Source organism: Agromyces allii, from assembly GCF_009749385.1.
GTDB classification, from domain to species: Bacteria; Actinomycetota; Actinomycetes; order Actinomycetales; family Microbacteriaceae; genus Agromyces; species Agromyces allii.
The window spans coordinates 184,383-198,371 of the sequence record NZ_WBIN01000008.1 but is presented as its reverse complement, the minus strand read 5'-3'; the positions used below and the strand labels follow the sequence as shown (position 1 = coordinate 198,371).

Here is a 13,989-nt window from a genome sequence, read left to right as displayed (position 1 = left end):
TGAAAGGTCACGAACCCGAGACTGCCGCAGCACGCCCTTCGGTGCTGGCGCACCTCATGGGGCTGCGGCTGCCGCCTTTCGCGAGGCCTACGGCCTCGCGCCCAGCAGGTGCTCGGTCGCGAGCTGCTGCAGGCGCACGAAGCCGCCGCCCTTGCCGCCGAGGTAGGCGTCGGCGTCGAAGTCCTCGTAGGCCGAGCGGTCGGCCAGGAACTCGTCGTAGGTCTCGCCCGGGTTCAGGGTCGGGGTCGACAGCTCGAACACCTTGGCCGCCTCGAGCGCCTCCTGCACCTCGGGGTCGGCGCGGAAGGCCGCGGCGCGCTCCTTGAGCAGCAGGTAGGTGCGCATGTTCGCCGCGGCGGACTCCCACACGCCCTTCTCGTCTTCGGTGCGGCTCGGCTTGTAGTCGAAGTGGCGCGGGCCCTCGTAGGCGGGCACGCCGCCGGGGCCGCCGTTCTCGAGCAGGTCGACGAGCGCGAACGCGTTGTGCAGGTCGCCGTGGCCGAACACGAGGTCCTGGTCGTACTTGATGCCGCGCTGGCCGTTGAGGTCGATGTGGAAGAGCTTGCCGTGGTACAGCGCCTGCGCGATGCCGGCGGCGAAGTTCAGGCCCGCCATCTGCTCGTGTCCGACCTCGGGGTTGAGGCCCACGAGCTCGGGGCGCTCGAGCGAGTCGATGAACGCGATCGCGTGGCCGAGGGTGGGGAGCAGGATGTCGCCGCGGGGCTCGTTGGGCTTCGGCTCGATCGCGAAGCGGATGTCGTAGCCCTTGTCGGTGACGTAGTCGCCGAGCAGGTTGACGGCCTCGCGGTAGCGCTCGAGTGCCTGGCGGATGTCCTTCGCGGAGTCGTACTCGGCACCCTCGCGGCCGCCCCACATGACGAACGTCTTCGCGCCGAGCTCGGCGCCGAGGTCGAGCTGGCGGAACACCTTGCGCAGGGCGAAGCGGCGCACGTCGCGGTCGTTGGCCGTGAAGCCGCCGTCCTTGAAGACGGGTGCGCTGAAGAGGTTGGTCGTCACCATCGGGATGATGAGGCCGGTGTCGTCGAGCGCGCCCTTGAGGCGGTCGATCTGGCTCTGGCGCTCGGCGTCGGTCGAGCCGAAGGCGAACAGGTCGTCGTCGTGGAACGTCAGGCCGTAGGCGCCGAGCTCGGCGAGCTTCTCGACGGCGTGCACGACGTCGAGGGGTTCGCGGGTGGGGCCGCCGAACGGGTCGGTGCCGTTGTACCCGACCGTCCAGAGACCGAAGGAGAACTTGTCGTCGCGGGTGGGCGCGCTGGCCATGGAGATCCGCCTTTCAGCGTCTTCGATGATTTGTTGGCACGCCCAACATAAACCGGACGCGCATCCCGGCGCAAGTCTCGAATCACGCAACTTTCGCGTCTATGCTTCGAAACATGAAGACGGATGCCGAGGGAGACCGGGTCACACTCGCCGAGATCGCCGAAGCGACCGGCGCCAGCCTGTCGACGATCTCGAAAGTGCTGAACGGGCGAACCGACGTGTCCAAGCCGACACGGGAGCGCATCGAGCGCGTCCTGCACGAACGCGGCTACGTGCGCCGGGGCGCCGGCCGCTCCGACACGAGGGCCGAACTGCTCGAGCTGGTCTTCCACGGCCTCGACCCGATCTGGTCGATGGAGCTGATCGGCGGCGTCGAGGCCGTCGCCAAGGAGCACGGACTGAGCGTCGTGCTCACCGTGAGCGGCGACCGGCACGCGCCCGACCCCGAGTGGATCGACGGCGTCATCCGCCGCCGACCCGTCGGAGTCGTGCTCGTGTTCTCCGAGCTCTCGCCCGAGTACCGAGAGCGGCTGCACGCGCGCGGCATCTCGTACGTCATCGTCGACCCGGCGGGCGACCCCTCGCCCGACGTGCCGAGCGTCGGCTCGGCGAACTGGTCGGGCGGGCTCGCGGCGACCAGGCACCTGATCGAGCTCGGCCACCGGCGCATCGCCGCGATCACCGGGCCCGAAGACATGATGTGCTCGCTCGCCCGTCTCGACGGCTACCGCAGCGCGATGAACAAGGCCGGTCTCGCGGTCGACCCGGGGTGGGTGCGCTTCGGCGACTTCGCGGTCGGCGGCGGCCGAGACCACGCCAGGGCCGTGCTCGCGCTGCCGGCCGGGCGGCGCCCCACCGCGATCTTCGCCGGGAGCGACCTCCAGGCGCTCGGCGTGCTCGACGCCGCCCGCGAGGTCGGGCTGTCGGTTCCCGAAGACCTCTCGATCGTCGGCTACGACGACATCACGCTCGCGCCGTGGGTGAGTCCGCCGCTCACGACTGTGCACCAGCCGCTGCGGCGCATGGGCGAGGAGGCCGCGCGCCTCGCGATCCGCCTGAGCGGCGAGCCGCACCCCGAGAGCACGCCCCGCATGGACCTCGCGACGAACCTCATCGTGCGCGAGAGCACGGCGCCGCCGCGGGCCTGAACGCACGCGCATCCGCATCTCCGGGTGCGTGCGACGGGCGTTCGACCCATCCGGGTGCGGACGAACGGCACCCCGATGCGTCGGACGCCCGTGGCGCGGTCGGGCGCAGCGCGGGGCGCGCCGGTGCGTGACGCCTGCGGATCGGTCAGGCGTGGTGGGCGAGCCCGAGGTCGCGCAAAGCGGTCGGCCCGGCCTGCGCTGCGTCCCCGGTGGCGAACGCACCCGCCAGCACGCCGAAGAACCCGCCGCCCTCGCTCGGGCTCAGGGCCGTGAGGTCGGCCTCGCCGAGCGGCGTGCCGGCGACGCTCGCACGGCAGGTGAAGCCGTCGATCTCGAGGGCGAGCGGGATCCCGGCGTCGGAGGCCCCGGCGTCGGAGGTCCCGGCCGGCAGCACGACCGTGCCCAGCGGCTCGTCCACGCCGTCGACGTGCCGCACGAATTCGACGCGGACGACGGATGCCGCTGCGGTACTGTCCGGCGCGCGGTGCACCGCGAGGGTGACGAACCGGGCGTCGCTCAGCCGCAGCACCAGGCCGGCGTGACCGCCCCCGTCGCCGTCGGCCGTCGGGTCGGCCGTCGGGTCGACAGACGGGTCGGCAGACGGGTCGGCCGCCGGATCGACCGCCGAACCGGCCGGCAGCGCGACCGAGGCCGACAGGGTCGCGTGCATCTCCTCGAGCCGCCACGCGAGCAGCGCGTGCGGTGCGGCCTCCGAGAGCGATCGCGACGACGGATGCAGGAGCAGGGCGCCCGCGGCGGGATCCACGGTGACGCGGAGCCGGCCGGGCGCCGTGCGCACGAGCGCGAGCTCCGGGTGGACGGCCCCGTCGACGAGACCGTCGAGCCGTCGCCCGGAGCGCCGGCCCGCGGCATCCGGCCCGCCCGAGACGAACGGCTCGCCCCCGACGAACGGCTCGCCCCCGACGGACGCCTCGCCCGCGGCATCCGCCCACGGCACCTCGACCGTGTCGGAGAGCCGGCCGAGCCCGGGCGCGAACACGGGCCAGCCGTCCTCCCAGGTCACGGGCACGAGCCAGGTCTCCCGCGCCTGCAACGCCTCGCGGCCGTCGACGCGCCGGGTCGCGAGCGCGGTCGCCCACCATCCGCCGCGGCCGTCGTCGAAGAGCTCGGCGTGGCCGACGTTCGCGACGGGAGCGGTCGACCCGAGGTGCCGGTGGGTGAGCACGGGATTGCCCGGGCTGCCGCGATACGGGCCGAGCGGCGCATCGGCCCTCGCAACGCTCACCGCGTGATGGCGCTCGGTGCCGCCCTCGCTCGCGAGGAGCAGGATGCCGTCGTCGAGGTCGTACAGGTGCGGCCCCTCGGCCCACACCGCCCCGGTGACCGCGCCGTTCCACACGACCCGCTCCTCGCCGACGAGCTGCAGGGTCGCGAGGTCGAGTTCGCGCACCCAGACCTCGGTCTGCTCGGGCCACGCCGGCGGGTCGGCGAGCCGCGTGCCGCTCCACCACGCCCGGCCCGAGCGATCGACGAGGATCGACGGGTCGATGCCCTCGGCCCCTTCGACCCACACCGGGTCCGACCAGGGGCCGGCCGCATCGGCGGCCGTCACGATGAAGCTGCCCGAACGGCCCGTGCCGTCGACGAGCGTGCACGCCACGAGGAACCGCCCGTCGTGGTGCCGGATCGTCGGGGCGAACAGCCCGCCGCTCGCGGGCACGCCCGACAGGTCGACCTGCGTCTCGCGGTGGATCGCGTGTCCGACGAGCTCCCAGTGCACGAGGTCGCGCGACCGGTGCACCGGGAGCCCGGGGAACAGCTCGAAGCTCGACGTGACGACGAAGAACTCCTCGCCGACCCGGCACGCGCTCGGATCGGGGTGGCAGCCGGGCAGCACCGGGTTGCGGGCGAGCGCCATCAGCCGACGGCGCCCGCACCTGCGGAAGCGCCCGCGCCCGCCACCTCGACGACGCCGACCGAGATCTCGACCTCGAGCCGCAGCCGACGTGTGTGGTCGACGACCTGCACGGCGCCGGTCAGCTGCACCTCGTGGGCCGACGCCAGGTCGTCGCTCGAACGGCCCGCGCTCAGCACGAGCGCTCCGGGTTCGACGATTCGCACGCCGTCGCGCCCGGTGAACGACGCGAGGTCGGTCGGGACGGCGAAGCGGATGTCGGCGGCGTCGCCGGCTCCGAGCTCGACCCGTGCGAACCCGATGAGGCGCTGCACGGGCTGCACGACCGAGGCCACGGGGTCGTGCAGGTAGAGCTGCACGACCTCGACGCCGGTGCGCTCGCCGGAGTTGCGCACGCGCAGGCTCACGACGACCTCTCCGCCGATGCCGACCGTCGGCGCGTCGCCGACGAGGTCGGTCCACTCGAACGCCGTGTAGGTCAGGCCGTGGCCGAACGGGTAGCGCGGGGTCGGGTCGATGCTCGAGACGGTGTTGCTGCGTGCGAGCCTCGACGCGAGGTAGGTCGACGGGTGCACGCCCGCGGAGCGGGGCACCGAGACGGGCAGGCGCCCGCTCGGGGCGACACGCCCGCTCATCACGCCGGCGATCGCCCGGGTGCCCTCCTCGCCGGCGAAGAACGCCGCGACGATGCCCGCCGCACGCTCAGGCGCGGTGCCGAGCGTGTACGGCCTGCCTGCGAGCAGGGTCACGATCGTCGGGGTTCCGGCATCGAGCACGGCCTCGAGCAGTCCGGCCTGGGCGCCGGGCAGCGCGAGCGTCTCGGCGTCGCACCCCTCGCCGCTCGTGCCGCGGCCGAAGAGGCCGGCGCGGTCGCCGAGGGCGAGCACCACGAGGTCGGCAGCGGATGCCGTGGCCGCCGCTGCGGCGAATCCGTCGGTCTCGCCGCCCGAGATGCTCGTCCCTGCGGTGAACTCGACGACCGCGTCGGGGAACTCCGCCCGCAGCGAGGCGACGAGCGTCGGCAGCTCGATGCCGTCGCCGGAGTCGGGATGGTGCACGCCGACGTGCGTCGGGAACGCGTAGCAGCCGAGCACCGCGAACCGGTCGTCGCCCGTCGGGCCGATCACCGCGATGCGGGCCGGGGGCGTGCGGGCCGGGGGCGTGCGGCCCGGGCTCGTGCGGCCGTCGCCGACGAGCGGCAGGGTGCCGTCGTTGCGAAGCAGCACGACGGCGCGCTCGGCGACCTCGGCCGCGAGTGCCCGGTTCGCCGGGGGATCGAGGTCGATCGCGCCGCGCACCGCTTCGGGGTCGTCGGCGAGGCCGGCCAGGGCCTCGGGCGTGGCGTCCCAGTCGGGGTCGAGCAGGCCGAGCTCGGCCTTCTGCGCCAGCACGCGGCGCAGCGCGCGATCCAGCACCGCCTCGTCGAGCCGCCCGTCGGCGACGGCCTGCACGAGTGGGGCCCCGAAGGCGTGCACGGTCGGCAGTTCGACGTCGATGCCGGCGACGAGCGCCGCGGCCGCGGCATCCGCCAGCGAACCGGCCGTGCCGTGCAGGGTCTGCAGGAAGGCGACCGAGAAGTAGTCGGCGACGACCGTGCCCGCGAAGCCCCACGTGTCGCGGAGCAGGTCGGTGAGCAGGGCGGCGTCGGCCGCGGTCGGCACGCCGTCGAGGTCGGTGTACGCGTTCATGACCGAGCGCGGTCGGCCCTCGCGCAGCACCGTCTCGAACGGCGGCAGCAGCACGTCGGCGAGCTCGCGCGGCCCCACCGAGACCGGTGCGAGGTTGCGACCCGCCTTCGAGGCCGAGTACCCGACGAAGTGCTTGAGGGTCGCGACGACGCCGGCCGACTCGATGCCGCGCACGTAGGCCGCCCCGATCGTGCCGACGAGGAACGGGTCCTCGCCCATCGTCTCCTCGACGCGGCCCCAACGGGCGTCGCGCACGACGTCGAGCACGGGGGCGAGACCCTGGTGCACGCCCACGCGTCGCAGGTCGTCGCCGATGCGCCGCGACATCCGCTCGACGAGGTCTGGGTCGAACGTCGCCGCCCACGACAGCGGCACGGGATAGGCCGTTGCGCCCCACGTCGCGAAGCCCGCGAGGCACTCCTCGTGCGCGAGCGCCGGGATGCCGAGCCGGCTCTCGGCGACGATGCGCCGCTGGGTGCGGGCGAGCGACAGCGCCCCGAGGCCCGGGTCGACCGGCGCCGTGCCGAAGGGGCGCGTCAACTGCCCGAGGCCCTTCGGCAGCAGCTCGTCGAGATCGACGTCGCCGCTCATCTCGTGCTGGTTCGGGGCGACGTCGAGCCCCTCTGCCGAGGCGCCGACCCAGACGCCGTAGAGCTGGGCGATCTTCTCCTCGAGGGCGAGTTCGGCGATGAGCGCCTCGACGCGTTCGCCGATCGGACGCGTGACGTCGTGCCAGGGCGCGAGGCCCGCGGCATCCGTCGCCGTGGTGGTCTGCTCGTGCGCGCTCATCCCTTCACCGCCCCGGTCAGGCCGCCGACGATGCGGCGCTCGAAGATGCTGAAGAACACGAGTGCCGGGATCATCGACAGCGACGTGAACGCGAGCACCTTGGCCGTGTCGACCGAGTACTGCGACGCGAACGCCTGCACGCCCAACGGCAGCGTGTACGTCGCCTCGTTGTTCAGGATGAACAGCGGCAGGATGTAGCTGTTCCAGCTCGCGATGAACGCGAGGATGCCGACCGTGATGACGCCGGGCAGGGCGAGCGGCAGCACCATGCGCCAGAAGAAGCCGAGGCGCGAGCAGCCGTCGATCGAGGCCGCCTCCTCGATCTCGTCGGGGATCGCCCGCAGGAAGGGCACGAGGATGATGATCGTGGTCGGCAGGGCGAACGCGATCTGCGGCAGGATGACGCCGGCGAGCGAGTTCGTCAGGCCGAGGTTGCGCACCACGAGGTAGAGCGGCGTGATCGCGACCGTCATCGGGAACATGAGCCCGGCGGCGAACACGGCGTAGAGCAGGCCCCGGCTCTTGAACCGGTACCGGGCGAGCACGTAGCTGGCCATGAGGCCCAGTGCGACGACGCCGACCGTGGTGACGACCGCGGCGACCGTGGAGTTCAGCACCTCGCCCCAGAACGTGGTGCTCACGAGCACCTCGGCGTAGTTCGCGAACACCCACGGCGCGGGGAGCGCCGACGGGTCCGCGGTGATCTGCGAGTTCGTGCGGAAGCCGCCGATGATGATGTACGCGATCGGCGCGAGCATGAGCGCGACGACGACGAAGCCGACGAAGTAGATGGCTGGGCTGCCCCATGGCAGGGTGCCCGACCCGCGAGGCCGCCTGGCCCGCGGCAGGGCGATCGATGCGGTCATCGGCCAGTCCGTTCGGTGAGGGCGCCGGCGGTGTCGCGACGCAGCACGAAGCGCTGGTAGACGAGGGCGACGACGAGCGAGATGAGGAACAGCACGACGGCGACGGCGTTGCCGTACCCGTAGTTGCCGGCGTTGCGCCCGTTGGCGACCATGTAGGTCGCCATGGTCGACGTGCCCGCCGTCGAGGCCACGTACTGGCCCCAGATGATGTAGACGAGGTCGAACAGCTGCAGCGAGCCGATGATCGACAGGAACGCCCAGATGCGCAGGGTCGGCCCGAGCAGGGGCAGGGTGATGCGGCGCTGGATCTGCCAGTAGGAGGCGCCGTCGATCTGGGCCGCCTCGGTGAGCTCCTGCGGGATGCCCTGCAGGCCGGCCAGGAAGAGGATCACGGCGAAGCCGATGTACTTCCAGGTGATGATGCCGAGCAGGGTCCAGATCGCGATGTCGGGGTCGGCGAGCCAGTCCTGCGCGAGGCCGCCCAGCCCGATCTTCTCGAGGAGGCCGTTCAGGGCGCCCTCGCTCTGCAGCATCAGGCTCCAGCCCGTGCCGACGACGACCTCTGCGAGCACGTAGGGCACGAAGATGAGCACCCGGATCACGGACTGGCCGCGCATCGGGCGATTGAGGAGCAGGGCGAGCAGCAGCGCGGCCGGCCCCTGCAGCACGAGCGACATCACGACGATGATCGCGTTGTGCCAGAGCGCCTCGTGGAACGCGGTGTCCTGCAGGATCGTGACGTAGTTCTGCAGGCCGATGAAGTCGGTGGGCGGCCCGAAGCCCTTCCACCGGAAGAACCCGTAGTAGCCGGCCATGACGACCGGGAAGATGACGAAGGCGAGGAAGACGATGAGGGCGGGGCCCACGAGCACCGCGATCTCGATCGTCTTCAGGTGGTCGCGGCGGGGGCGGTCGGGGCGGGGCCGACGTCCCGGGCGGGGCGACGTCGCGGCGACCCGGCCGGGGGCCGGGGACGGCGTGCCGCCCCCGGCCGTGACGTCGTCCGCGTCGACTCGCCCTTCGGCGGGTGAGTTGGTGCGAACGCTCATGATGTGCTCGGCCTCAGCCCTTCTGGATGGCTTCGTCGACCGCGTCGACGATGCCCTGGGGCGAGCCCTTGCCGGCGAGCAGGTCGACGACGCCGACGTTCAGCGCGTTGCCGACGTTCTGGCCGAGGAGCGTGTCGAGCCAGACCGAGACGTACGGCGCCTCGTTGACCGCGGCGAGCACCTCCTGGAGAGCCGGGTCGGTGACGACGCTCTGGGCGTCCTTGTTGGCGGGCAGCGTCACGAACGCGTTGGCGTAGCCCTCCTGGTACTCCTTCTGCGAGGCGAACTCGAGGAACTCGCCGCACTCCTTCGGGGCATCCACGTAGCACGAGAACCCGTCGACGCCGCCCATCATCGCGCCGGCTTCGCCGTCGCCGCCGTCGACCGCCGGGAACGGGAACCAGCCGAGGTCGGCGAGGGGCTTCTCGTCGGGCGTGAGCGAGGCGATCACTCCGGGGTCCCAGGCGCCCATGAGCTCCATGGCGGCCTTGTGGTTGGCGACGAGACCGGCGGAGGAGCCGGCGCCCTGCTGGGCCGTCGTGGTGAGGAAGCCCTGGTTGAACGGCTCGGTGCCCGCGAAGTCCGCGAGGTCCTCGCCGGCGCGCAGCCAGCAGTCGTCGGTGAAGCTCGGGTCGTCGGTCAGGCCGGCGAACACGTCCTGCGAGCACTCGCGGAGGGCGAAGAAGTAGAACCAGTGCGCGGCGGGCCAGGCGTCCTTCGCGCCGAGGGCGATGGGGTCGATGCCCGCTGCCTTGAGCTTGTCGACGGCGTCGCCGAGCTCGTCGAAGGTCGTCGGCGTCTCGGTGATGCCCGCCTGCTCGAACAGGTCCTTGCTGTAGTAGATGCCGCCGGGCAGCACCGAGGAGGGCACGCCGTAGAGCTTGCCGTCGACCGTGAAGGCCGAGAGCGCACCGTCGCCGAGCGCGGCCTTCGTGTCGTCGGAGAGCGCGGAGGAGAGGTCCTGCGCCTGGCCGGCCTCGACCACGGCCGCGAGCTTGCCGCCGCCGCGGGCCATGAAGATGTCGGGTGCGTCGCCGGAGTTGAGGGCGGTCTGGAGCTTGCCGTCCATCTCCTCGTTCTGGATGGCCTGGATCTCGATCTTGACGCCGGGGTGCTCAGCTTCGAAGTCGGCCGCGGTCGCCTCCCAGTAGGCCTTGCCGTCGCCGGTGGTGGAGTTGTGCCAGAAGGTCAGGGTGACCGATCCGTCTCCGGATTCGTCGCTGCCGGCGCTGCATCCTGCCAGGGCGCCGACGGCCAGTGCTGCTGCGGCGCTGATGGCGGTGAACCTGCCGATGCGTCGTCTGTTCATCATTGAACCTCTCGAAAGTTTCGGCCTCAACGCCGAAAGTGATCTGGACGTTGGAACTCTAGCCGCGAGGGGATATGCCGTCAAGAGCAACAAATCCCGCGAGCCGCGCCCGCCCGCTCCGGGCGGGAACATAGAGTTGCTCCCGTGGTCGACCGACTCGGAACCTTCGACGGCGTGCATCGTCGAAACCTCTCGAAACTCCTGGCCCTCGCGCACCGCGAGGGGCCGCTCTCGCGCGCCCGTCTGACCGCCGAGACCGGGCTCAACCGCTCGACGGTCGCCGCGCTCGCCGCGGAACTCGTCGAGCTCGGCCTCGTCCAGGAGCACGCGCCCGACCCCACCAACCGCGTCGGGCGCCCCTCACCCGTCGTCGCGGTGCACCCCGGCGTGCAGGCCATCGCCGTCAACCCCGAGGTCGACGCCGTGACCGTCGCGGCCGTCGGCCTCAACGCCCGCATCGTCGTGCGCGAGCGCATCGACGTCGACCACCTCGTGACCCCCGAGGAGACCGCCGACCTCGTCGCCAGGGTCATCGCCCGCTGGCGCCTGGCCGAGCTCGCCGACGTCCGGCTCATCGGCGCCGGGCTCGCGGTGCCGGGCCAGGTGCGCCAGTCCGACGGCCTCGTGCGCTGGGCGCCCCACCTCGAATGGACGGATGCCCCGGTGCGGGCGCTCGTCGAGGCCGCCACCGGGCTGCCGACCCAGGTCGCGAACGACGCGACGCTCGGCGCCAGGGCCGAGCACCTCTTCGGCGCCGGGCGCGGCGTCGACGACCTCGTGTACCTCAACGGCGGCGCGAGCGGCATCGGCGGCGGGCTCGTCGTGGAGGGCCGGCTCGTCGGCGGCGCGCACGGGTACGCGGGGGAGTTCGGCCAGAACCGTCCGGGCATCTCGCGCGACGGCGACCGGCGCGCGCCGGAGGGCGTGCTCGAAGACGAGGTCAGCCGCGCGCGACTGCTCGATGCGGTCGGCCGCGCGAGTGCCGATGAGCCGACCCTCGCCGGACTGCTCGCGGCATCCGACGATCCCCGCGTCGCCGACGAGCTCGCGAGGCAGCAGCGCATCCTCGCGACGGCGCTCGGCAACGCCATCAACGTGCTGAACCCGTCGCTCATCGTGCTCGGCGGGTTCCTCGCCACGCTCGCCTCGTGGGATCCGGCGGCGCTCGATGCGGCCGTCGCCGCGCAGGCGCTGCCCGTGGCCTCCGAGGGACTCGACATCCGGGTCGCCGAACTCGGCGAGAACCGCCTGCTCATCGGAGCGGCCGAACTCGCCTTCGCCGCGCTCCTCGCCGACCCGCTCGTGGCGTCGGCCGACGCGGCGCACGTCGACTGACGCGAGCCTCGGCGCTCAGCCCGGCAGCGGTGCGAACGACCTGCGGAAGATCGCCCACGCCTGCTCGGCCATCGGGCGCCGGTCCGCGGCATCCGCTCGGGCGAGCAGGTCGGTGAGCATGGTGATCGAGAGCAGCACGTCGCTGTCGTCGACGTGGTCGCCCAGTCGGCCGGCGGCGCGTTCGCGTGCGACGACGGTGCCGACGATCACGGCGAGGCGGGCGCTGAGGTGCACGACGCGGTCCTCGTACTGGTGCTGCCAGATGAGGTCGATGAGCGCTGTCGAGACGGCGGCGAGGTCGATGATCGCGTCGATGAGGTCGTCGAGCGTCATCGCCGGGTCGGCGACGGATGCCTCGAGGGCGTCGAGGTTCTCGTCGAAGACCGCGACCGCGAGCGCCGCCTTGTCGGGGAAGTGGCGGTAGAGGCTGCCCTGGCCGACGCCCGCCTTCTTGGCGACGGCGCTGAACGGCGCCTGCAGGCCGGATTCGGCGAAGATCTCGCGGGCGGCGGCGATGATCGCGCGGCGGTTCTCGGGGCCGGCGACCGGGCCGCGGTTGGCCTTCGCCGGCGAGGCGGCGTCGCCGTGCGCACTCGGTTCTGGGCTCTTCCGGGATTCGGGCACGGGTGTTAGCGTACAACCGTTACCGGACAAGGATGTCCGGTTGGAGGAGGAAGCAATGACCGCATCTTGGGACCGCGAAGTCGACGTCCTCGTCGCCGGCACCGGTGCCGCCGGCATGACCGCCGCGATCACCGCGGCCGATCGCGGGCTGTCCACGCTCATCGTCGAGAGCACCGACCGCTGGGGCGGCACCACCATGCGCAGCGGGGGCGGGCTGTGGATGCCGAACAACCCCGTCATGAAGCGCAGGGGCATCGCCGACTCGCGCGCCGAGGCGCTGACCTACCTCGAGTCCGCGATCGGGCCCGTCGACGCGATCGGGCCCGCGAGCTCGCAGGCCAGGCGCGAGGCGTTCGTCGACACGATCCCCGAGCTCGTGAACCGGCTCGAGGCGCTGGGCGTGCGCTGGGCCGTCGCGAAGGACTACCCCGACTACTACCCCGACCGCCCGGGCGGCAAGATCGGTCGCGGCATCGAGTCGAAGCCGTTCGACGCGAAGAAGCTCGGCGACTGGCGCAAGACCTCGCGCACGGGCGACTCCATTCCCGCCCCCATGCAGACCGACGACGTGTGGCTGCTCATGCGCGCGTGGTCGTCGTTCTCGGGGTTCGTGCGCGGCGCGCGGTTCGTGTTCCGCACGCTCGGCGGGCTCGTCACGGGCAAGAACCTCTACGGGTTCGGCGGCGGACTCATGCTCCAGCTCGGCCACATCGCGAAGCAGCAGGGCACCGAGATCCTGCTCAGCTCGCCGCTCACCGAGCTCCTGAAGGACGACGAGGGGCGCGTGATCGGCGCCGTCGTGGCGGCCCCCGGCGGAGCGTTGCGCATCCGTGCGCGGCACGGCGTGATCCTCGGCGCGGGCGGCTTCGCCGCGAACACGGCCTGGCGGCAGAAGTACCACGGCATCCCCGGCTACACGTCGGCCGCCGAGGGCGACCTCGGCACCGCGATCGAGGCCGGCGTCGAGGCGGGCGCCGATGTCGCGCTCATGGACGACGCCTGGTGGGGCGCCTCCGTGCCGGTTCCGGGCAAGCAGGCCATGTTCGTGCTCAACGAGCGCTCCGACCCGTTCAGCCTCGTCGTCGACCAGTCGGGTGCGCGCTACCTCAACGAGTCCGAGAGCTACATCGACTTCGGCCACCACCTGCTCGAGCGCAACGCCGTCTCGCCCGCGAACCCGTCGTGGCTCGTCGTCGAGAAGCGGCACCGCCAGCGCTACATGTTCGCTGCGCTGCTCGGCGACGGCAAGCTGCTCTTCCGCGAGGGCGTGGCGGTCAAGGCCGACACCCTCGAGGAGCTCGGCCGCAGGATGGGCGTCGATGCGTCCACCTTCGCCGCGACGATCGCGCGGTTCAACGGACTGGCCCGCGGCGGCGTCGACCTCGACTTCGGCCGAGGGAACACCGCCTACGACCGGTACTACAGCGACCCGCGCGTGAAGCCGAACCCCAATCTCGCCGCGCTCGAGAAGGGGCCGTTCACCGCGGTGCAGCTCGTGCCCGGCGACCTCGGCACCAAGGGCGGCCTGCTCACCGACGAGCACGCGCGCGTGCTCGATGCCGAGGGCGAGGTCATCGAGGGCCTCTACGCCGCGGGCAACACCACGGCCTCGGTCATGGGGCGCACCTACCCCGGGCCCGGCTCGACCATCGGGCCGGCCGCGGTGTTCGGCTATCTCGCGGCGGTGCATGCGGCCGGGCACGCAGCGGGGCAGGCGACCGGGCTCCCGGCGTCCGTCGCCTCGGCTCCGGTCGAGACCTCGGCTCCGGCCGGCGAGGCCGAGTCGGTCGAGGTGCCGGCCGTCTAGGTCGAGCACGCAGATCCGGTGAGCGGATGCCGCGACGGCGCGTCGCGGCATCCGCTCACGTCTTCCCGGCGTACCGCTGGGCGTGCGTTCGCGAGGCGCCCGCCGACGACATCCGCGAAACCCGAATGCAATTCGGACTTGCGGCAGGGGAGGGGGGCTCGGGTACACTTGGAACCTAGTCGAATCGATTCGAGCCCATCGTGGGGCCGAATCGCAC

At 72.3% G+C, this 13,989-nt stretch carries 10 protein-coding genes; 3 read left to right on the top strand and 7 right to left on the bottom strand.

What is annotated here, in order from left to right:
* Nucleotides 1–87 precede the first annotated feature (87 nt).
* Nucleotides 88–1,281 carry a xylose isomerase gene (gene xylA / locus GQR16_RS11925; RefSeq protein ID WP_157415364.1) on the bottom strand — a complete coding sequence of 398 codons (1,194 nt, stop codon included), beginning with the start codon at nt 1,279–1,281 and terminating at the stop codon, nt 88–90.
* Between the two features lie 113 nt (nt 1,282–1,394).
* On the opposite strand from xylA, the gene GQR16_RS11920 reads away from it, so the two are divergent.
* On the top strand, nt 1,395–2,429 hold the full coding sequence (locus GQR16_RS11920) for a LacI family DNA-binding transcriptional regulator (protein ID WP_211373503.1): 1,035 nt from the start codon (nt 1,395–1,397) through the stop codon (nt 2,427–2,429).
* 145 nt (nt 2,430–2,574) lie between these two features.
* On the opposite strand, the gene GQR16_RS11915 is transcribed toward GQR16_RS11920, so the two are convergent.
* Genes GQR16_RS11915 through GQR16_RS11895 form a run of 5 tightly spaced genes read right to left on the bottom strand, consistent with a single transcriptional unit; the run spans nt 2,575 to nt 10,006 of the window.
* Complete coding sequence (locus GQR16_RS11915; protein WP_157415362.1) at nt 2,575–4,308, bottom strand: glycoside hydrolase family 43 protein; 1,734 nt, start codon at nt 4,306–4,308, stop codon at nt 2,575–2,577.
* Entirely contained in the window at nt 4,308–6,782 is a 2,475-nt protein-coding gene (locus GQR16_RS11910; RefSeq protein ID WP_157415361.1) for a beta-xylosidase/alpha-l-arabinosidase, read from the bottom strand. The genes GQR16_RS11915 and GQR16_RS11910 overlap by 1 nt, the downstream gene beginning before the upstream one ends.
* The gene (locus GQR16_RS11905; RefSeq protein WP_157415360.1) at nt 6,779–7,648 is read right to left on the bottom strand and encodes a carbohydrate ABC transporter permease; all 870 of its coding nucleotides are present in this window, start codon (nt 7,646–7,648) and stop codon (nt 6,779–6,781) included. The genes GQR16_RS11910 and GQR16_RS11905 overlap by 4 nt, the downstream gene beginning before the upstream one ends.
* Nucleotides 7,645–8,697 (bottom strand): carbohydrate ABC transporter permease, encoded by a 1,053-nt coding sequence (locus tag GQR16_RS11900; protein ID WP_157415359.1) that lies wholly within the window; start codon nt 8,695–8,697, stop codon nt 7,645–7,647. Before GQR16_RS11900 ends, GQR16_RS11905 begins: the two co-directional genes overlap by 4 nt.
* Nucleotides 8,698–8,710: 13 nt before the next feature.
* The gene (locus tag GQR16_RS11895; RefSeq protein WP_157415358.1) at nt 8,711–10,006 is read right to left on the bottom strand and encodes an extracellular solute-binding protein; all 1,296 of its coding nucleotides are present in this window, start codon (nt 10,004–10,006) and stop codon (nt 8,711–8,713) included.
* A gap of 144 nt (nt 10,007–10,150) precedes the next feature.
* Here GQR16_RS11895 and GQR16_RS11890 point away from each other — a divergent pair, with 144 nt between their 5' ends.
* On the top strand, nt 10,151–11,341 hold the full coding sequence (locus GQR16_RS11890; RefSeq protein WP_157415357.1) for an ROK family transcriptional regulator: 1,191 nt from the start codon (nt 10,151–10,153) through the stop codon (nt 11,339–11,341).
* A gap of 15 nt (nt 11,342–11,356) precedes the next feature.
* Here the strand turns inward: GQR16_RS11890 and GQR16_RS11885 are convergent, their stop codons facing one another.
* The gene (locus tag GQR16_RS11885; protein WP_246200765.1) at nt 11,357–11,965 is read right to left on the bottom strand and encodes a TetR/AcrR family transcriptional regulator; all 609 of its coding nucleotides are present in this window, start codon (nt 11,963–11,965) and stop codon (nt 11,357–11,359) included.
* A gap of 55 nt (nt 11,966–12,020) precedes the next feature.
* Here GQR16_RS11885 and GQR16_RS11880 point away from each other — a divergent pair, with 55 nt between their 5' ends.
* Nucleotides 12,021–13,772, top strand: a complete 1,752-nt coding sequence (locus GQR16_RS11880) for an FAD-binding protein (RefSeq protein WP_157415355.1) — start codon at nt 12,021–12,023, stop codon at nt 13,770–13,772.
* Nucleotides 13,773–13,989: the final 217 nt, after the last annotated feature.